This window comes from Halorubrum sp. ASP1 (genome assembly GCF_005435135.1).
In the GTDB taxonomy this organism is placed as follows: Archaea; Halobacteriota; Halobacteria; order Halobacteriales; family Haloferacaceae; genus Halorubrum; species Halorubrum tropicale.
Genome location: NZ_SGUA01000002.1, coordinates 135,653 through 153,538, shown reverse-complemented (window position 1 = coordinate 153,538; position 17,886 = coordinate 135,653). Strand labels below are relative to the sequence as shown.

General features: G+C 70.7%; 17 protein-coding genes. 10 read left to right on the top strand and 7 right to left on the bottom strand.

What is annotated here, in order from left to right:
- Positions 1–116: 116 nt before the first annotated feature.
- Together EXE48_RS03320 and EXE48_RS03315 are read right to left on the bottom strand one after the other, a co-directional pair.
- The gene (locus tag EXE48_RS03320) at positions 117–719 is read right to left on the bottom strand and encodes a DsrE/DsrF/DrsH-like family protein (RefSeq protein WP_137710743.1); all 603 of its coding nucleotides are present in this window, start codon (positions 717–719) and stop codon (positions 117–119) included.
- A gap of 2 nt (positions 720–721) precedes the next feature.
- Positions 722–967 (bottom strand): sulfurtransferase TusA family protein, encoded by a 246-nt coding sequence (locus EXE48_RS03315; protein WP_053770111.1) that lies wholly within the window; start codon positions 965–967, stop codon positions 722–724.
- A 247-nt stretch (positions 968–1,214) separates the two neighbouring features.
- Here EXE48_RS03315 and EXE48_RS03310 point away from each other — a divergent pair, with 247 nt between their 5' ends.
- The 4 genes from EXE48_RS03310 to EXE48_RS03295 all read left to right on the top strand — a co-directional run bounded on the left by EXE48_RS03310 (position 1,215) and on the right by EXE48_RS03295 (position 4,745).
- Entirely contained in the window at positions 1,215–2,408 is a 1,194-nt protein-coding gene (locus tag EXE48_RS03310) for an MBL fold metallo-hydrolase (RefSeq protein ID WP_137710742.1), read from the top strand.
- A gap of 8 nt (positions 2,409–2,416) precedes the next feature.
- The gene (locus EXE48_RS03305) at positions 2,417–2,974 is read left to right on the top strand and encodes a YeeE/YedE family protein (RefSeq protein ID WP_053770113.1); all 558 of its coding nucleotides are present in this window, start codon (positions 2,417–2,419) and stop codon (positions 2,972–2,974) included.
- 121 nt (positions 2,975–3,095) lie between these two features.
- Entirely contained in the window at positions 3,096–3,557 is a 462-nt protein-coding gene (locus EXE48_RS03300) for a YeeE/YedE family protein (RefSeq protein ID WP_053770114.1), read from the top strand.
- 12 nt (positions 3,558–3,569) lie between these two features.
- Positions 3,570–4,745, top strand: coding sequence for an inorganic phosphate transporter (locus tag EXE48_RS03295; protein WP_121600347.1), 1,176 nt, complete (start codon positions 3,570–3,572; stop codon positions 4,743–4,745).
- A 92-nt stretch (positions 4,746–4,837) separates the two neighbouring features.
- Here EXE48_RS03295 and EXE48_RS03290 read toward each other — a convergent pair whose 3' ends face one another.
- Positions 4,838–5,683, bottom strand: a complete 846-nt coding sequence (locus EXE48_RS03290) for a universal stress protein (protein WP_053770116.1) — start codon at positions 5,681–5,683, stop codon at positions 4,838–4,840.
- A gap of 241 nt (positions 5,684–5,924) precedes the next feature.
- On the opposite strand from EXE48_RS03290, the gene EXE48_RS18665 reads away from it, so the two are divergent.
- The gene (locus EXE48_RS18665) at positions 5,925–6,089 is read left to right on the top strand and encodes a DUF7512 family protein (protein ID WP_167551881.1); all 165 of its coding nucleotides are present in this window, start codon (positions 5,925–5,927) and stop codon (positions 6,087–6,089) included.
- A gap of 40 nt (positions 6,090–6,129) precedes the next feature.
- Positions 6,130–7,137: a sulfite exporter TauE/SafE family protein gene (locus EXE48_RS03285; protein WP_121600405.1), complete on the top strand. Its 1,008-nt coding sequence runs from the start codon at positions 6,130–6,132 to the stop codon at positions 7,135–7,137.
- A 141-nt stretch (positions 7,138–7,278) separates the two neighbouring features.
- Here the strand turns inward: EXE48_RS03285 and EXE48_RS03280 are convergent, their stop codons facing one another.
- Positions 7,279–8,889 carry an ABC transporter permease gene (locus tag EXE48_RS03280; protein ID WP_137705145.1) on the bottom strand — a complete coding sequence of 537 codons (1,611 nt, stop codon included), beginning with the start codon at positions 8,887–8,889 and terminating at the stop codon, positions 7,279–7,281.
- 117 nt (positions 8,890–9,006) lie between these two features.
- Between EXE48_RS03280 and EXE48_RS03275 the strand changes: the two genes are divergently transcribed.
- The 4 genes from EXE48_RS03275 (at position 9,007) to EXE48_RS03260 (ending at position 13,042) form a co-directional block, all read left to right on the top strand.
- Positions 9,007–9,564, top strand: coding sequence for a gluconate 2-dehydrogenase subunit 3 family protein (locus EXE48_RS03275; protein WP_137710741.1), 558 nt, complete (start codon positions 9,007–9,009; stop codon positions 9,562–9,564).
- Positions 9,561–11,207 carry a GMC family oxidoreductase gene (locus EXE48_RS03270; protein ID WP_137710740.1) on the top strand — a complete coding sequence of 549 codons (1,647 nt, stop codon included), beginning with the start codon at positions 9,561–9,563 and terminating at the stop codon, positions 11,205–11,207. The genes EXE48_RS03275 and EXE48_RS03270 overlap by 4 nt, the downstream gene beginning before the upstream one ends.
- A 65-nt stretch (positions 11,208–11,272) precedes the next feature.
- Positions 11,273–12,085, top strand: a complete 813-nt coding sequence (locus EXE48_RS03265) for a dolichyl-phosphate hexose transferase (RefSeq protein ID WP_137710739.1) — start codon at positions 11,273–11,275, stop codon at positions 12,083–12,085.
- A gap of 528 nt (positions 12,086–12,613) precedes the next feature.
- Positions 12,614–13,042 carry a hypothetical protein gene (locus EXE48_RS03260; protein WP_137710738.1) on the top strand — a complete coding sequence of 143 codons (429 nt, stop codon included), beginning with the start codon at positions 12,614–12,616 and terminating at the stop codon, positions 13,040–13,042.
- A 48-nt stretch (positions 13,043–13,090) separates the two neighbouring features.
- Here the strand turns inward: EXE48_RS03260 and EXE48_RS03255 are convergent, their stop codons facing one another.
- From EXE48_RS03255 to EXE48_RS03245, 3 genes are read right to left on the bottom strand one after another with little or no spacing between them, the layout of a single operon-like run.
- Positions 13,091–15,442 (bottom strand): DUF7846 domain-containing protein, encoded by a 2,352-nt coding sequence (locus EXE48_RS03255; protein WP_394348032.1) that lies wholly within the window; start codon positions 15,440–15,442, stop codon positions 13,091–13,093.
- A gap of 55 nt (positions 15,443–15,497) precedes the next feature.
- Positions 15,498–16,652 carry an extracellular solute-binding protein gene (locus EXE48_RS03250; protein WP_137705141.1) on the bottom strand — a complete coding sequence of 385 codons (1,155 nt, stop codon included), beginning with the start codon at positions 16,650–16,652 and terminating at the stop codon, positions 15,498–15,500.
- Between the two features lie 39 nt (positions 16,653–16,691).
- Entirely contained in the window at positions 16,692–17,873 is a 1,182-nt protein-coding gene (locus EXE48_RS03245; RefSeq protein ID WP_137705140.1) for an alpha-1 4-glucan-protein synthase, read from the bottom strand.
- Between the last annotated feature and the right edge of the window lie 13 nt (positions 17,874–17,886).

Sequence of the window (17,886 nt, the reverse complement as noted above, 5' to 3'; positions counted from 1 at the left end):
CGGCGCGACGGGGCGAATCCGGTCGCTACCGGTTCGCGTCCGGAGAGACGGTGTCGGGGGCAGCCGCCGCCGGTGGCGGACGGGGAAAACAGAACCGAACGGTCGCTTCGCGGCGCTCAGACGAGGAGCTGGATGTCCGCCTCGGCCATGTCCTGAATGGCGGTCGCGGCGCCGACGCCGGTAGTGACGCCGTCGTAGAAGTCGTCCTCGTCGTAGTCCATCAGCTCGATGGTCATCTGACAGGCCTGGAACTCCACGCCCATCTCCAGACTCGTCTCGAGGAGCTCCTCGATCGTGGCGGTGTCGTTGTCCGTGATCCGCTTTTCCATCATCTTCGTCGTCACGCGGTCCATGCCGGGGAGCGCGGCGACGGCGTTGGGGACGGGCATGTTGGGGTTCCCGACGGAGCTGAGCTGGAGGTTCTTCGACCGCTCCTCGTGGAGCATGTCGAGCCCCCAGAAGGTGGTGAAGACGGTCACCTCGTAGCCGAACGCGGCCGCGGTGCTGGCGAGGATGAGCGGCGGGTACGCCATGTCGAGCGTCCCCTTGGTGGCGATGATGCTCATCTTCTTGGTGTCGTCGTCAGCGGTGGCCTCGGCGAGCGCGTCCTCGAGCTCGTCGACGCGCGCGGCCAGCTCCGCGCGGGAGGGCGCGTCCTCGGTCGGCGCGTCCTCGACCGACGCGTCGTCGCCCGGGGTCTCGGATGTGTCCGTGCTCATCGTCACGCCGTCTTGCGGACGTAGTGTTTGTACACGTCGTCGCCCTCCGTCTGCTCGAGGAGTTCGACCCCCGCGGTGCCGTCGGCCCACCCGTCGATGTCGCTCATGCTGCCGGGGTCGGTCGCGATCACTTCGAGGACCTCGCCCTCCGCGAGGCCGTCGACGGCGGACTTGGTCTTCACCACTGGCATGGGGCACGATGCGCCTTTCACGTCGAGCGTCTCCGCGATGTCGAATTCAGCACTCATTGTGTGTCTGCTCCGGTGTCTGTATTGGAGCTAGCGCACAATACCCCCCGATGAAGTAAAACTGTGTCGGTTCTTGGGAATTCTACTAACTACTGTATAACATGAAACCGGTTTAGACGGTTTACAAGGGTAATGACGGTAGACCTGCCCGCGTATATCTGGATCCGTCGGGAGGTAGTATTGCTCAGAAAAGGAAATACTATGAAAATACTTTTGTGCGTCGGCCCGGTATGAACGACTGCGAAACATGAATGCCGACGACTTCCCGACTCCGGACGTCGACGTCGACTCCGTCGCTCCGGAATCGCTCAAGGACCGAATCGACGCCGGCGAGGACGTCACGATCCTCGACACGCGCATGCAGTCCGACTACGAGGAGTGGCGTATCGACGGCGAGAACGTCACGTCGATCAACGTCCCGTACTTCGAGTTCCTCGAAGACGAGATCGACGACGACGTCCTCGACCGGATCCCCAACGACCGCGAGGTGACCGTCCTCTGTGCGAAGGGCGGCGCCAGCGAGTACGTCGCGGGCACGCTCGCGGAGCGCGGCTACGACGTCGACCACCTCGAAGACGGGATGAACGGCTGGGCGAGCATTTACGAGGCCGTCGAGGTCGAGCGGTACGACGGCGCCGGCACGCTCCTCCAGTACCAGCGTCCCTCCTCGGGCTGTCTCGGCTACCTCCTCTACGACGACGGCGAAGCCGCGATCATCGACCCGCTGCGGGCGTTCACCGACCGCTACCTCGACGACGCCGACGAGCTCGGCGTGGAACTGAACTACGCCATCGACACGCACATCCACGCCGACCACATCTCGGGCGTGCGCGACCTCGACGCCGAGGGCGTCGAAGGCGTCATCCCCGAGGCCGCGGTCGACCGCGGCGTCACGTACGCCGACGAGCTGACCACGGCCGCCGACGGCGACACGTTCGCGGTCGGTGACGCCACCTTCGAGACCGTCTACACTCCCGGCCACACGACCGGGATGACGTCGTACCTCGTCGACGAGAGCCTGCTCGCGACCGGCGACGGGCTGTTCGTCGAGAGCGTGGCCCGCCCCGACCTCGAAGAGGGCGACGAGGGCGCCCCCGACGCCGCGCGGCTGCTGTACGAGTCGCTCCAAGAGCGCGTCCTGACGCTGCCCGACGACACCCTCATCGGCGGCGCGCACTTCAGCGACGCGGCCGTCCCGGCCGACGACGGCACCTACACGGCGCCCATCGGCGAACTCGTCGAGGAGATGGACGCGCTCACGATGGACGAGGACGACTTCGTCGACCTGATCCTCTCGGACATGCCGCCGCGGCCGGCCAACTACGAGGACATCATCGCGACGAACCTCGGGCAGAACGCCGTCGACGACGACGAGGCGTTCACCCTGGAGCTCGGGCCGAACAACTGCGCCGCCAGCCAGGACTCGCTCGCGGGTGACTGACGACGCCGATGGTCGCTGACCCAGTACTGCTGCAGGCGGTCGCCGAGCTGTTCCCGAACGGGATCAGCCGGTACGCCGTCGGCGGGCTGCTCGTCGGCCTCGGGACCGTCGTCATCTACGTCGGGACCGGCATCCCGGCCGGGGCGAGCACGTTCCTCGAGTCGACGCTGTCGTACGTCTCCGATCAGTCGCGGTTCCAGCGGTACGTCGGCTCGCGCGACTGGCGGGTCGTGTTCACTGCCGGGATCGTCTTGGGCGCGCTCGCGTTCGCCGCGACGGTCCAGTCCGGCGTGGTCACCACCTCGCTGTACGAGCCCGGAACGACCGGCCAGCTGTACGAAGTCGCCGGGGTGACGCTGTGGACGACGGACGTCCAGCCGTGGCGGCTGTTCCTCGGCGGGATCCTGGTCGGCATCGGGACCCGCGTCGGGAAGGGGTGTACGTCCGGACACGGCGTCTGCGGCGTCGGCTCGGCGTCGAAGACGTCGCTCGTCGGCGTCGCGACGTTCCTGACCGTGGCGATCGGGACCGCGCAGGTCGTCGCCGCGCTGGGGGTGAGTCCGTGATGCGCGAGACGCGGAGGGCGAACGGAGCGAGCGCCTCGGAGGGCGAACGCCGAACGCCCGTGCGTCGTCAGCGGCGGCCGTCTCGAACTGCGCGAACGGGAGCGACCGGAGGGAGCGACGCGTGAGCGCAGACCGACATCCGCTGTTCAAGCCGCTGGTGTTCGTCGGCGGGCTGATCTTCGGGTTCGGACTCGGCTTCAGCCACATGGCGCGGCCGGAGGTCGTGGTGAACTTCCTCCTGTTCGAGGACCTCGGGCTCCCGTTCGTGATGTTCGGGGCCGCGATCGTCTCCGGCGTCGCGTTCGCGCTGCTGCCGCGGATCCGAGACACCGCGCCCCTCACGGGGAGCCCGTACGAGCGCCGGCTGAAGCCGTTCGACCGGAACGTCCTCGTCGGCGGGGCCGTCTTCGGCGTCGGCTGGGGGCTCTCGGGGATCTGCCCCGGCGCGGCGTACGCGAGCCTCGGCGTCGGCAACGTCACGATACTCTGGGCGCTCGGCGGCATGTTCGTCGGCGCGTACGCCCAGGGGTACTGGCGGAGCCGGAGCGAGTCGCGCGACGCCGCCCCGGCGGGCGCGGACTGACACGCCTGCTTCATGGACCCCGCTCTCATCGCCCTCTTCGTCGGCGCGGCGCTCGCCAGCCTGTTCATGGCGTGGGTGATCGGCGCCGGGTCGAGCGGTGCGACCCCGTTCGCGCCCGCCGTCGGCGCGAACGCCATCGGAACGATGCGCGCGGCCCTGCTGGTCGGCGTCTTCGGCTTCGCCGGCGCCGTCACGCAGGGCGGGAACGTCTCGGAGGCCGTCGGCAGCGGCCTCGTGGGCGGGATCAGTTTACCCGTCTCCGGCGTCATCCTCGTGCTCCTGCTGGGCGCGGGGCTGATGGCGGTCGGCATCACCACCGGGATTCCGATCGCGACGGCGTTCACCGTGACCGGCGCCGTCGTCGGCGTCGGCCTGGCGCTCGGGGGGACGCCGGTCTGGGCGAAGTACCAACAGATCGGCGCCGTCTGGCTGCTGACGCCGTTCGTCGGCGGCGGCATCGCCTTCGGTATCGCCTCGGTCCTCCCGCGACCCGGAGTCGCCGAGCGATACAGCGTTCCGGTCCTCGCGGGACTCGTCGGCGCCGTCCTCGCGAACGTCCGGTTCAGCTTCCTCGGCGAGGGGACCGCGCCGGGGACCGTGCGCGGACTCGCGCAGCGGACCCTCTCGGTCGACGGGCTCGCGTCCGCGGTCGCTATCACCGCCTTCGCGGCGCTGGCCGTCGCCGTCGTCGTCTGGTGGGACGTGCGCCGCGACGAGCGAGGTGGCTTACGGCGCGTGCTGCTCGCGCTCGGGTCGCTCGTCGCGTTCTCCGCGGGCGGGAGTCAGGTCGGGCTCGCGGTCGGCCCGCTGCTGCCGCTGCTCGACGAGGTCGGGATGGTGTCGACGACGGCCGTCCTCGTCGGCGGCGGGTTCGGGATGCTGGTCGGGTCGTGGACCGGCGCGCCGCGGATGATAAAGTCGCTGGCGCAGGACTACTCGTCGCTCGGGCCGCGGCGTTCCATCTCGGCGCTCGTCCCGTCATTTCTGATCGCGCAGCTGGCGGTGCTGCTCGGGGTTCCCGTGTCGTTCAACGAGATCGTCGTCAGCGCGATCATCGGGAGCGGCGCGGCCGTCGGGGGCCGCGACGCGGTGGACGCGCGGAAGATCCTCGCGACGGTGGGCGCGTGGGCGGGCTCGTTCGGCGTCTCGTTCGCGATCGCGTACGCCGTCGCGGCGCTGGCGCTGTAACCGATCCGGGACGCGGCGTAGATGCCGGCGGTAGCGGCGCGCCGGTGTGTGGTGCACCGCGGCGTGACGGTCCGTTCGGCGAGACACCCGTCTTACGTCGCCCGAGGCGGCGGGACGAGGAAGACGTTACCCGCCGCCCGCGCGACGATGTCCTCCGAGACGCTGCCCAACAGGAGCCGCCGGATTCGGCTTCGCCCCTTCGACCCGACGAGGACGGTCGACGGGGTGACCTCGGCCTCGACGGCGAGAATCTCCTCCGCGGGGTCGCCGCGGCGGACCTCGGTCCGCGTCTCGATCCCCCAGCCCGCCAGCGTGCTCGCCCGCTCGGCCAGCCGCTCCGCCGGGCCGACGTCGCCGTCCGGCCCGTCGTCTTTCGGCGACCGAACGTGGACGAGCGTCGCCTCCTCGGTCGCGTGACGGAGGTAGGAGAAGGCGCCGAACGCCCGGTCGGCGTGCTCGGAGAAGTCGGTCGCGAAGAGGACGTGCCGGAAGAGGTGCTCGCGGAGGACGTCGGGGTCGTCGGCCGCCCGCTCGACGCGGTTGACCAGCAGCGGGACGACGGTGGTCCGAGCGAGGTTTCGCGCAGTCGAGCCGACGACCCGGTTCAGTAGCGGGCTCTGTCCGCGCGAGCCCACGAGCGCCAGGTCGGCGTGGACTGTCTCCGCGATGTCGTTGAGTCGGCGGTACGGGGTCCCGCGAACGACGTGCGTCTCGACGCCGAACCCCGCGGCCTCGATCACCTCGCGGTACCTGTCGAGCCCTCGCCGGCGGCGCGCCTCGAAGTCGACGCCGGGCATCCCGGGATGGACGTTCCCCGACACGACCGTGACGAGGTGGACCGTCCGGACGCCGATGCGACCCAGGCAGCGGAGACAGGTCTCGTTCTCGATCGTCGCCTCGCTGGCGGCCGACAGGTCAGTGGCGCACAGGGCCCTCATGCCAACTCCTTCGGCGGGCGTCGACAACACGGTTTTGTTCGGTGTGTGATGCGTTGGCGAGCGCGCGGCCGGCGGCCGTGCCGTATTATCCGTATAAGTTATCGGTACTCCGGCCGAGGTTACCGGAATATAGTATTGTACAGCTAGCCCAAAACCGTTATAGGCACGAAGCAGGTAGGGTAGAGTGAGCAGAAATGTGCCAGAAGCGAATTTCCGCGTTCAGAAGTCGGAGGGTGAGTCGATGGCAGGACTAGAGATACCCACGTGGGATCCGGAGACGGCCCTACTCATCGGCGTGATTCTACTGGAAGCGTTCGTGTTGTACGTCGGGTACGGCGGCCTCGAACGGCTCGTCGGGCCCTATCTGATGCGGCTCCTGGTCGGGGGTGACGCGAGTGCTCAGTAACTTCCTCGGCGGACTCGGCATCTTCGAGACGAGCCCCGAGATGTTGGCGCTGTTCGTCGGGTTCGGTCTCGTCGTCGGCGTCCTGTTCGGCTTCTTCGGCATGGGCGGGTCGTTCCTCGTCACCCCGGCCCTACTCATGCTGGACTACCCGGCGCCCGTCGCGGTCGGCAGCGGGATGGCGTTCGTCTTCGGGACGGCCGTCATCGCGACGCTGAAACACCACGACCTCGGACAGGTGGACTACAAGCTCGGCGTGATCATGATCACCGGGACGACCATCGGCATCGAGGCAGGGCGCGCCAGCGTCTACTACCTCGAGTCGATGGGACTCGCCGGCGGCGTCATCAGCGTCGCCTACGTCGTCCTGCTCGGCGGCGTCGGCGCGATGGTCACCCGCGACGCTCTGAAGGGCGACAGCGACGGCGGTATCGACCACGAGGCCGCCGACAAGGACCTCGACGAGTACGAGATCCCCGAGATCGCGAAGAAGATCCAACAGACCGTTCGGATCCCGCCGATGGTGACGCTCCGCGGCGACGTCCGCGTCTCCGCGTGGGTCATCACGGCCGTCGCCTTCGCGACCGGCGTCCTGTCGGGCTTCCTCGGCGTCGGGGGCGGCTTCATCCGGATGCCCGCGATGATCTACGCGATCGGCGTTCCGGTGCCCGTCGCGGTGGGCACCGACCTCTTCGAGATCGTCTTCTCCGGCGGCCTCGGGAGCTACCTCTACGGGCAGGGCGGCGGCGTGAACCTCGGTATCGTCGCCCCGCTACTGTTCGGGAGCGCGCTCGGCGCGCGCGTCGGCTCCGCCGCGACCGCCGTCGTCAACTCCGACGATATCAAGGTGTACTTCGGCGGGATGCTGTTGGTCGGTTCCATCGCCGTGGGTATCGGCGAAGTGGGGTCGTACCTCGGCAACTCGACGCTCGAACTGCTCGGGCTGGTGCTCGTCATCGGCGCGGCGGTCGTCGTCGCGTTCGCGGTCCTCTACACGACGGTCACCTCGCTCCGCGTGACGCGCCAACAGCAGACGTCTGCCGCGGACTGAGCCGCTTTTCTCGTCGGTCCACGGCAGGTTTGTCTATTCAGATCGACACCGTCGAGAGCCCCCGACCCGGTAGACCGTCGGGAGCGGCCCGGATCGGAAGCTGACGCGGACCGCGGTATCTGCGGGGACCGTTCGCGTCCGTCACAGTCCCTCTTCGCCGCCCTCCTGCGTGAGGATGACGACCATCGAGAGCCCGGAGATGAGGAGGAGGATGAGCGTCGGGACGACCGCGTACTGGTAGAGCGCCGTCGACTGCGCCCGCCAGATCTGGGTGACGATCGTGTCGAAGCCGGACGGGCGGAGCACGAGGGTGACGGGCAGCTCCTTCATCGTCGTGAGGAACACCAGCGCGGCCCCGGCGACGATCCCGGACCGGGTGAGCGGGAACGTCACGCGGCGGAACGCGCCGGTCGGCGACTCGCCGAGCGTGCGCCCGGCCTCGACGAGCCGCCGGTCGACCTGGAGGATCGAGGTCCGGGCGGACCCGACGGCCTGCGGGAGGAAGCGGACGACGTACGCGAAGATCAGGAGCGGCAGCGTCTGGTAGATCCACGGCACGTAGCCGGAGCCGAAGTACACTAACGCGAGCGCCAGCACGATTCCGGGCACGGCGAAGCCGACGTACGTGGCGCGCTCGAAGACGACCGCGAGCGGCGAGTCGTGGTTCGCGGCGAAGTACGCGACGGGGATGGCGGCGAGCGCGGCGACGACCGCGGCCGCCGCCGAGACCGACACCGAGTTGAGCACCTGTATCGGCTCGAACGCGAGCGATGGGCGGCGCCCGGCCTCCGAGTTGACCAGCCACAGGCCGAGGATCCACAGCGGGACTAAGAGGGCGAACGCGGAGACGCCGGCCGGGAGCAGCGTCGCCGGCCAGCGCAGCCGCCCGAGCGACACGCGGTCCTCGGTCCGGCCCGCGTCGTCGCCGCTCGTCTCCCGGTCCGAGCGGACGGCCCACTCCAAGGCGAGCACGAGGACCACGACGACGAGCAGCTGGAGCGAGAGCAGCGCCGCGTAGTCGCGGCCGAAGGCGTTGTACTCGACGTATATCTGCCGGGTGAACACCGGGAGTCGCATGATGGAGGGGGTACCGAAGTCCGAGACCGCGTACAGCGCCGCCAGGAGCGATCCGGCGGCGATCGCGGGTCGGATCGTCGGGAGCGTCACGCGGCGGAACGCCGCGAGCCGGCCGTGGTTCAGCGTCCGGGCGGCCTCTAGGAGCGTCGTGTCGAACGACAGCAGCGCGGCCCGGGTCGTCAGGTAGACGTACGGGTACGTGTACAGCGTGATGACGAAGATCGACCCCCAGAGCCCGGATATCTCCGGAACGCGCTCGACGCCGAGCGGCGCGAGCACCTCGTGGAACTCGCCCTGCGGCCCGAACGCGGAGACGAACGAGAAGGCGCCCACGTAGCTCGGGACGACGAGCGGGAGCGCGGCGGCGACCGTCCAGAACCGACGGAAGGGGAGGTCGGTCCGGGCGGTGAGGTACGCGAGCGGGACGCCGATCAGGATCGACGCGACCGTGACGCCCGCCATCAGGAGCAGGCTGTTGACGAGCACGTCGGCGGTCCCGGCGCTGAAGAGGAGGTCGACGGCGCGCTCGCGCTCGACGGCGACCGCCTCGATGACGAGCCACGCCAGCGGGAAGACGAGGGTGGCGGCGATCGCCGCGCAAAGCAGCGTGAGCCCCAGCGGGAGGTCGCCGTCGCCGTCTGTCAAGCGGTCGCGGATCCGGGTTCGCAGAGTCATTGTGCGGGAGACGGGATCGGGTTGTCGAGGCGAGGGCGCGCCCGGCGTTAGGGGTTCCGATCGCCCGGCGAGCGCGCTCCGACGGATATATGAATTTAGGGCTACCTAAACCCTTCCATGGAACTGACGCGACGCGACGCGGCGGCCGCGCTGGCCGCGATCGGCGCGACCGGTGGCGTCGCGCTGGGCGTCCGTCGGACGACCGACGACGGGGGAGCCGAGGAGGAGGCGCCCGCGTGGGACGGCGACGGGACCCCCGGCGACGAGGCGGTCCGGACGGCGATGACGGCGGTCGCGCAGACCGTCTACCCCGACGCGGTCTCGGGGGTCGAGGCGTTCGTCGAGGCGTTCCTCGACGGCCGCCTCGACGGGTCGGCCCACGGCGAGGGGATCCGGAGCGCGGTCGCCGAGGTGGAGTCGGCGGCTCGCTCGTGGTACGGCGCGCCGGTCGCGGAGCTGTCGGCCGCGGACCGCGACGCGCTGCTCCGCGAGCTCGGCGCGGACGTGGCCGAGGAGAACCCGGACGGCACGGCCGCGGAGCGAGTGCGGTACTACGTCGTGAACGAACTGCTGCTCGCGCTGTACTCGTCCCCGACCGGGGGGGAGCTCGTCGGCATCGAGAACCCGCAGGGGTACGCGGGCGGCGCCGAGAGCTACCAGCGGGGGCCGCCGTGAGCGGCGCCGAGAGCCTGGGCGACGGGCGCGGGAGCGAGGGGCGAGACGTCGACCGGACGCCCGTCCCCGACGCCGACGTCTGCGTCGTCGGCGCCGGCCCCGCTGGGGCGCTCGTCGCCGACCAGCTCGCCGGCGACCGCGAGGTCGTGATCCTCGACGCCGGGCCGCGGTTCGACCCGGCGGACCGACTCGCCAGGCAGGAGCGGGCGATCCGCCCCGCCTACGGCCGCCCCGACGTCTGGGGCGTGGGCGGCGCGCGCGACGCCCACGAGAACGACGGCGAGTGGTTCTACCCGCTCAACCACGCCCGCGTGAAGGGCGTCGGCGGCTCGACGCTCCACTGGCAGGGGATGGTGATGCGGCTCCACGAGGACGACTTCAACTCCGCCAGCGAGCGCGGCGTCGGCGCCGACTGGCCCATCGACTACGCCGACCTCCGCCCCTACTACGCCGAGGCCGAGCGCGAGCTGGGCGTCGCGGGCGCGTCGGACAACCCCTACGCGCCGCCGCGCGAGGAGCCGCACCCGATGCCCGCGTTCGAGCCCTCCTACAGCGACTCGCTGTTCGCCGAGGCCTGCGAGGAGCTGGGGATCGACATGCACTCGGTGCCGAACGCGCGCAACTCCGAGCCGTACGACGACCGCTCGCCGTGCGTCGGCTACGGCACCTGTCAGCCCGTCTGCCCGAGCGGCGCGAAGTACGACGCGACGGTCCACGTCGAGCGCGCGGAGGAACGGGGCGCGACCGTCATCGACCGCGCGCCGGTCGAGCGGCTCGAACACGACGGCGACGACCGGGTGACCGCCGCCGTCTACGCGACGCCCGACGGCGAGCGCCACCGACAGGAGGCGGACGCCTTCGTCGTCGCCGCCGGCGGCGTGGAGACGCCGCGGCTCCTCCTCCTGTCCGCGTCCGACCGCTACCCGGACGGGCTCGCGAACGGGAGCGGCCACGTCGGCGAGTTCTTCATGGACCACCTGTTCGCGGGCGCCGGCGGCACGCTCGACGAGCCGACCAGGCAGAACCACGTCGGCTTCTACACCAGCGCCTGCGACCAGTTCTACGACGAGGCCGACGCCGAGCAGGCGCCGTTCAAGCTGGAGTTCTTCAACTACGCCGGTCCCTCACCGGTGGAGATGGCGCTCACGGGCGACGACTGGGGCGACGCGCTCGCGGAGCGGCTCCGCGACGGCTACGGGAACCACGTGGCGATGGGCGGGCTCGTCGAGCAGCTGCCGGACGCCGAGAGCCGGATCACCCTCGCGGACGACCGGACCGACGACCGCGGCAACCCGGTGCCGCGGATCGAGTGGACGGTCGGCGACCGAGCGCTCGACACCATCGAGCGCGCCAACGAGATTCAGGTGTCGGTCCTCGAAGAGCTCGGCGCCGACGTGGAGTGGGTCGCCGGGCCGGACGCGACCGGACCCGCCTACCACCACATGGGCACCACCCGGATGAGCGACGACCCCGACCGAGGCGTGGTCGACGCAGACTGCCGGACGCACGACCTCGACAACTGCTGGATCGCCTCCAGCTCCGTCTTCCCTACGAGCGGCGCGATGAACCCGACGCTCACCATCGCCGCGCTCGCGCTCCGCGTCGGCGACGACGTGGCCGGCTGGCTCGCCGACGGGACCTGACGGCCGGCTGCCACTGTTTTAGGCAAACCTAAAAATTCAAGTGCGTCCGGGCTGAGATGCGGGTAATGAGCGACTCAGCACACGCGACGAACGGTTCGGCGGCCGCGGTCGAGAACGGCAGCGAGGCGGCCGCAACGGACGATATCGACGCAACAGACGAATCGACCGTCGACGACGGGACGGACGCGGCCGGAGAGTACACCTTCGACGACCTCAGCGTCGTGATGGGCACCTACAACGAGGAGGAGGCCATCGCGACGGTGCTGGAGGACATCGACGAGGTCACCGACGGGAAGGCCGAGGTCGTCTGCGTCGACGGCTCCTCGGACCGGACGCCGGAGATCGCCCGCGAGCACGGGGCGACCGTCATCGAGCAGGAACCGCAGGGGTACGGCGTCGCCGTCCGCGAGGCGGTCCTGACGCCCGACCGGCCGGTCGTGGTCACCACCGACTGCGACGACACCTACCCGATGGAGGCGCTGCCGGAGTTCCTCGCGGAGGTCAACGACGGCGCCGACGTGGTGAGCGGCGACCGGCTCTACCACGGCGCGGAGGCGATGCCGGCGTTCAACCGCTTCGGCAACCACGCGTTCGCGGCGATCGCGAGCCTGCTGATGGGCGAGCGCGTCCACGATACCACCACCGGGATGCGCGCCTACCGCCGCGAGGTCGTCCAGGAGATCGGCTGGACGGAGAACACCGGCCTCTCCGCCGAACTGCTCATCCGTCCGCTGATGCGCGGCTACGACGTTCACGAGCGCCCGATCCGTTACGCCGAGCGCCTCGGCGAGACGAAGCTCGACCCGATCGGCGGCGGCGCCGCCATCGCGAAGTCGATCGTCACCGTCTGTCTCGAAGAGCAGCTGCGACGCTTCTGAGGGCGCGTCGCCCTCGACGCCGTCGTCGGACGGCGGTCCGGACGGACACTGTGGGCACAGTGGACCGCCGCCGGCGACGTTTGTACACTCGTGAGCGACAGCGCCGATTATTTATAAATAAACGATGCGGTGGCGCGTGCCTGCGAGCGCCCCTCGAGCGCGAACCGCACGCGCGAGGGAGTCGGGCGCGACGAGGGCGACCGGAGGGAGCCCGAAGGATGCACCCGACGAGGCTGGGGAGGCGTGAGGTGCGGTGCTGTGCGGTCGGGTGGGACTCAAAGGGGCAGCCGCGAGGGCGGCGCAGACGACGTAAGCACCGCAGCGAGGGAGCGGTAGCGACCGAGCGAGGAGCGCAACGAGCGTGCGCCGCCCTCGCGGCTGGGGCTTTGGAGGTATTCGCCGCCGATCTACTGACCGACATTTATAAGCGAGCGACTGGGGCTTTGGAGGTGTTTCCCGCCGATCCACGGTCGGTTATTTGTAAGCTAGCGTCTGGGTTTATTCCTGTGCGACCGCAAAGTGTCGGCGATGTCGACTCGCTCGACGAGGTCCCCCCGACGCGTCGCCACCGTGGCCGGCGGGCTGTCGGTCGCCGTCACGCTCGTCCTCCGGCTCGCCGTCTTTCCGTATCAAAACCCCGGCACACCGTTGTGGGAACTACCATGGATGACGCTCGGCGCGTTCGCGCTTCTCGCCGTCCCCGCGTACCTCTACGCGGCGCACGGCGTGATCGCGCCCGTTACCGTCGTCGTCGGGACATACGCGCTCGCGGTCCGCGAGACGTGGGAATACTTCGGTGGGCTAGGCCCGCCGGACCCCGGAGCTGCCTCGACGCCGACGATCCTCACGCTGTACCTCGTGTTCTGGGCGGTCCCGCTCGCGGCCGCGGCGGCGGTCGGCGGAGCGGAGTACGGGCTCCGCGCGCTCGGCGCACGGCGAGGCGGAGCGGAGGTGTAGCCGCAACGGCGGTAGGCGCCACGGCGGCACAGGCGGCTGCCGTCCGCGTCACTCATCGCTCGTGTCGGCATCAGTCTCGAAGACGACCCAGTCGGAGTGGGCGTCGGGCTCGTCGGGGAGGTACGTGCCCTCGGTCCCGCACGCGGTGACGAGCCGGCAGGTCGAGCGCTCGGGCGGCCAGACGGCCTCGACTTCGGCCCCCTCGCCGCCCTCGGTCACCCGAACCGTCACCTCCTGGCGGTAGGTGAACGTCGCGCCCGTGGGGTCGACGAGCGTCACGGTCACGGCGACCACGTCGCCGTCGGGGTCGAACGGGACCGGTTCGGCCGCGTCGGGCGCCCCGGCGGCCGCCGCGCCGGGCAGCCGGACGCCCTCGGGCGTCACCGCCCAGTCGACCGCCAGCGAGTCGCCGGGATCGCTCACGGTGTAGGAGACGTGGTCCGGACCGCCCGGGGCGCCCCGGCGCGGGTCGACGCGGACCTGCGCGCGGGCGACGCGGTCCGGCACGCCGACGGTGGTCTCGGCGTCGATCCGGGGGCCCGACCGCCGGTCGAGCGCCTCCAGCTTCGGCGTGACGCGGGCCTCCGGGTCCGCGGTCCAGACGCCCTGATACCCGAAGCGGTACAGGGTGCGGTTCGGGTATGCGTCCAGCACCGCGAAGTTCTCCTCGGGGTCGCGGTCGAGCGCGTACACCACCTCGCCGTCGAGCCCCGGCCCGTTCCGGAGGTACTGGAACGGGTGGTTCTGCCACTCGCCGTACGGCGTCGGCAGGAACACCAGTCCGCTCTCGAAGGTCGTCTCGTCGAAGGGCGCGTACGCGGCCTCGTGTTTCGCGTCGATTTCGGCGTTCCGCTCGATGGGGTCCGCGGCCGCGTCGACGGCCGCGACGCCCCCGCCCGCGACCGCGAGCGCGACGACGGCGGCGACGGCGACGCGCGCGGCCGTCGGCGAGCCGCCGCGCTCGACGACCCGCTCGCGGGCCGCGGCGAGACCCCGCCAGCCGGCGGCGACGGCGAGGCCGCCGAACACCGACAGCGGGACGAGCAGGTCGAAGTGGTAGAACGGCCCGAACAGCGACGCGAGCCCGTCGGTCGGGTCCGAGAGGTCGGCGAGCGCGTTGTGGGTGCCCCAGAAGTAGAGGTTCCCGACGGCGACCGAGACCGCGACGCCGCCGAGGAGGAGCGTCGCCGTCCGTCGGAACGCGGGCGATCCGGCGGGACCGGATCCGCCGTCGGGGGCGGTCGCGGCGTCGGCGGCGCCGACCGCGTCGGCGAGGAGGCCGCGCGGGTCGCCGCGCGCGCGCCACCCGAGGGCCGCGACCGCGACGCCGGCGAGGGCCGCGACCGTCCCGAGCGGACCGGCCGCGAACCACCGGGTCGCGATCTCCTGGAGCGCGTAGCGGTTCGACTCGATCGCCAGCCCGAGCGTGTAGTCGACCGAGTGGCCGAGGATGCGGCGCTCGCCGAAGCCGGGGCCGTCCATCGGCGCGAACTCCTGGTAGGGGAACACGAGCGGCGACCCCGTCATCCGGACGTTGTACGCGAGCGTGACGCCGACGAACAGGGTACCGAACAGCGCCGTGAGCCCGTGGCGCCGGATCGGGTCGGGGAGGCCGCGGGACCCGCCGACCCCGAGCGCGCGGCGAGCCAGGGCCGCCGCCGCACGGGGCGTCGATCGTCCCGTCTCGGCGCCGAAGCGCCGGACCGCGGACCCCACCCGCCACAGCGCGTGGACGATGAACGGCGCGGCGAACAGCACCGCGGTGTACGGCCGCGCGAAGAAGGCGATCCCGATCGCGACGCCCGCGACGCCGGCCGCTGGGAGCGACCGGTCGCGGACGCTCCGGAGGTACGCGACCGCGAAGACCAGGTTGAAGAACGCCGTCGGGGCGTACGGGAGGAACGCCGAGGAGGTCGCGATCGCCATCGGCGACGCGGCGAAGAGCGCGGCCGCGGCGAGGCCCGCGCGGCGGCCGACCGCCTGCGACCCGAGCAGGTAGACGAGCGCGGCGTTGCCGGCGGCGACGGCGGCGAGCGTGACGCGCGGCTCCCCGAACAGCCCCATCGAGACCGCGAACATCGCCGCCGGGACGGGGTTGTACTTCGGGTAGAGCCGGCCGCCGTCCTCGATGAAGAACCACGGGTGGACGGCGTCGGCGAGCGGGCCGGCGTGGAACTCCAGTTGCCCCCCGAGCAGCAGCGCCGCCTGCGTGAGGTAGACCCCCTCGTCGTGGTTCGCGGAGTGGTGCGAGAAGACGGTGGCGGCTATCGCGAAGGTCATCGCGCCGGCGGCGACGGCGACGAGGGCGGCCGCGACCGTCACGCGGTCGGCGCGGGCGAGCCGCTGGCGGAGTCGGGCGGCGAGCCGGCGGGGACGGACGGACGGTGGACGGAGTGACACGGGCGGGACGGTGTGGCGGTGAGAGAGCGGTGCGCGTGCGGCGCGCGGCGGCCGATCAGATCTGGACGCCGGCGTCGCGCATCAGGTCGATCGTCGGTTCGAGGTTGGACAGCTGCGAGAGGTCGAGGTCCGGCACGTCCAGCTCGTCGATCGACGGGAGGTCGCCGATCGGCTCGACCTCGGGGATCAGCGGGTACTCGAAGGTGGAGCGGGCGAAGTAGTCCTGCGCCTCCGCCGACAGCAGGTGCCGGACGAAGTTCGACGCCAGGTCGGCGTCGGAGGCGGTGTCGACGACCGCGGCGCCCGCGACGTTGAACACCGCGCCCGCGTCGCCCTCGGTGAACGTGGTGGCGATGGGCGCCTCCGGGTTCCCGTCGAGCACGCGCTGGATGTAGTAGTGGTTCGTGAACGCGGCGTCGATCTCGCCGTCGGCGATCTCCTGACAGGTGCGGAACTCGTCCGGGTACGTCGCGGCGCCGCGCTCGACCATCGCCTCCAGCCACTCGCGGGTCGCCTCCTCGCCTTCGAGGATCCGCATCGCGGTGATGAACGCCTGCGCGGAGCCGTACGACGGCGCCCAGCCGAGGTCGCCGTCGAACTCCTCGGGGTACGCCATGATGTCGTCCGGGAGGTCGCCCTCGTCGTACTCGTCGGTGTTGTACGGGATGGTGCGGGCGCGCCCGGAGGTGCCGACCCACTGCTCGGTGCGGAACTCCTCGCGGACCTTCTCGGTCACGTCGTCGGGGAGCGCCTGCGTGCGCCCCGCGTCGGCGAGCGCGCCGAGCGCGCCGGCGTTGACCGAGTAGAACACGTCGGCCGGCGAGCCCTCGCCCTCGTTGGCGATCTGGTTCACGAGGTCGGTCGAGCCGCCGTACCGGACCGTCAGGTCGAGGTCGTCGTACAGGTCGTCGATGTAGCTGACCAGCTCGCCGACGAGGAACTCGCCGCGGCCGGAGTACACCGTGAGCTCGCCTTCGAGCGCCGGCATCTCCGACATCGACGTGCCGCCGGGGGCGCCGCGGCCCGCGCGGCCGGAGCCGATCTGTCCCACGGCGTCGCCGCCGGCGTCGTCGTCGCCGTCCGACCCGTCGTCGTCTCCGGTCCCGTTACAGCCCGCGAGCCCCGCCGCGCCGACCGCGCCGGCGGCCGCGAGGAACTTCCGTCGTCGAACGTCGCGTCCGTCGTTGGAGGTGGAATCGTGAGTCGTCATGTGTTTTAGGCGTGCCTAAATGGTTTTAGTCGTGTCGGTTCAGTCGTCCGCGGGCGCCGGCGTCCGCCGGATCGCGTCGAGGCAGTCGAGCCAGTCGCGCATGTACTCGCCGCAGTGGTTGAGGAACGCGCCGTTGTTCCACTCGTCGAAGTCGCCCTCGGCGAGCGCGTCGGCCATCGCGTCGAAGACCGCCGCGTACGAGTCGGCGTCGGCCCCGGCGTCGTCGATGACTTCCCAGACGTGTTCGTTCAGCTCCAGTCCGGCGACCTCGTTCGCGAGGTCGTCGAACGTCGAGCGCGGGGCCTTGTTGTGTTCACAGAGCGGGTCGCCGTTGTAGATGCGCTTGCCGAGCACGTCGCAGGCGCGTTTCAAGAACAGCCCCGACCAGATGTCGTCGAACCGCCCCACGTCCCACTCGTTGTCGTCCATCGGCAGCTGGTAGAACGCCGGGATCACCTCGCGGCGGAACGCGAGGTTCATCGAGCAGACGGTGAGGTAGTTGCCGCGCGCGGCGACGAAGTCGTCGCCGAAGTCGTCGGCGGTCGTCCGCGTCTGCGCCTGGCCCTCCAGGTCGCCGTCCATCAGGATCCGGACCGCGTCGAGGTCGGGGACGTTCGTCCACAGCCCCTGCGAGGCGACGACCTCGCCGGACTCGACCTCGACCGCGTCGGCCTCGACCGTCTCGTCCATCGCCGAGTAGGGGTAGCCGCGCGGGTAGAGGCCGTGCTCGTCGGCGTTGTCGTAGAGGACGTTCACCCAGTCCTCGTCGGAGCTGACGCGCTCGACCTCGCCGCCGAACGCGAGGTTCTCCATGTGGCGCCCGAAGTAGTCGACGTCGTCGTGCGGGAGCGTGTCGTCGTCGATGAAGACGCCGTAGTCGAACGACTCGTCGGCCCACATGTACAGCAGGCCGAAGCTCGTCTCGGCGTGGCTCGCGGCCGGGACGACGTGGCCGTACTCCGCGACGTCGTTGGCCTCGTACCACTCCTCGCGGCGGCTGCCGTCGAACACCTCGCCGGAGACGTCGAGGTCGTCGAGCATGGCGCGCATCTCGTCGGTCTCGCAGAAGTCCTCGGTGACTAAGAGGAAGTGGAGCCGCGAGACGTCGAAGCCGTGCTCGCGGGCGTTCGCGACGTACGCGCGAAGACACTCGTACTCTCGAATCGTCGGGACGATCACGCAGATGTCCTGACCGTCGCTGTCGGGGTCTGTCGGGCTCATACCCGATCGTTTT

What these genes read in the sequence shown, in the direction of transcription:
- EXE48_RS03320 (WP_137710743.1), bottom strand. Translation starts at nt 719, where the DNA reads ATGAGCACGGACACATCCGAGACCCCGGGCGACGACGCGTCGGTCGAG.
- EXE48_RS03315 (WP_053770111.1), bottom strand. Translation starts at nt 967, where the DNA reads ATGAGTGCTGAATTCGACATCGCGGAGACGCTCGACGTGAAAGGCGCA.
- EXE48_RS03310 (WP_137710742.1), top strand. Translation starts at nt 1,215, where the DNA reads ATGAATGCCGACGACTTCCCGACTCCGGACGTCGACGTCGACTCCGTC.
- EXE48_RS03305 (WP_053770113.1), top strand. Translation starts at nt 2,417, where the DNA reads ATGGTCGCTGACCCAGTACTGCTGCAGGCGGTCGCCGAGCTGTTCCCG.
- EXE48_RS03295 (WP_121600347.1), top strand. Translation starts at nt 3,570, where the DNA reads ATGGACCCCGCTCTCATCGCCCTCTTCGTCGGCGCGGCGCTCGCCAGC.
- EXE48_RS03290 (WP_053770116.1), bottom strand. Translation starts at nt 5,683, where the DNA reads ATGAGGGCCCTGTGCGCCACTGACCTGTCGGCCGCCAGCGAGGCGACG.
- EXE48_RS18665 (WP_167551881.1), top strand. Translation starts at nt 5,925, where the DNA reads ATGGCAGGACTAGAGATACCCACGTGGGATCCGGAGACGGCCCTACTC.
- EXE48_RS03285 (WP_121600405.1), top strand. Translation starts at nt 6,130, where the DNA reads ATGTTGGCGCTGTTCGTCGGGTTCGGTCTCGTCGTCGGCGTCCTGTTC.
- EXE48_RS03280 (WP_137705145.1), bottom strand. Translation starts at nt 8,889, where the DNA reads ATGACTCTGCGAACCCGGATCCGCGACCGCTTGACAGACGGCGACGGC.
- EXE48_RS03275 (WP_137710741.1), top strand. Translation starts at nt 9,007, where the DNA reads ATGGAACTGACGCGACGCGACGCGGCGGCCGCGCTGGCCGCGATCGGC.
- EXE48_RS03265 (WP_137710739.1), top strand. Translation starts at nt 11,273, where the DNA reads ATGAGCGACTCAGCACACGCGACGAACGGTTCGGCGGCCGCGGTCGAG.
- EXE48_RS03260 (WP_137710738.1), top strand. Translation starts at nt 12,614, where the DNA reads ATGTCGACTCGCTCGACGAGGTCCCCCCGACGCGTCGCCACCGTGGCC.
- EXE48_RS03250 (WP_137705141.1), bottom strand. Translation starts at nt 16,652, where the DNA reads ATGACGACTCACGATTCCACCTCCAACGACGGACGCGACGTTCGACGA.
- EXE48_RS03245 (WP_137705140.1), bottom strand. Translation starts at nt 17,873, where the DNA reads ATGAGCCCGACAGACCCCGACAGCGACGGTCAGGACATCTGCGTGATC.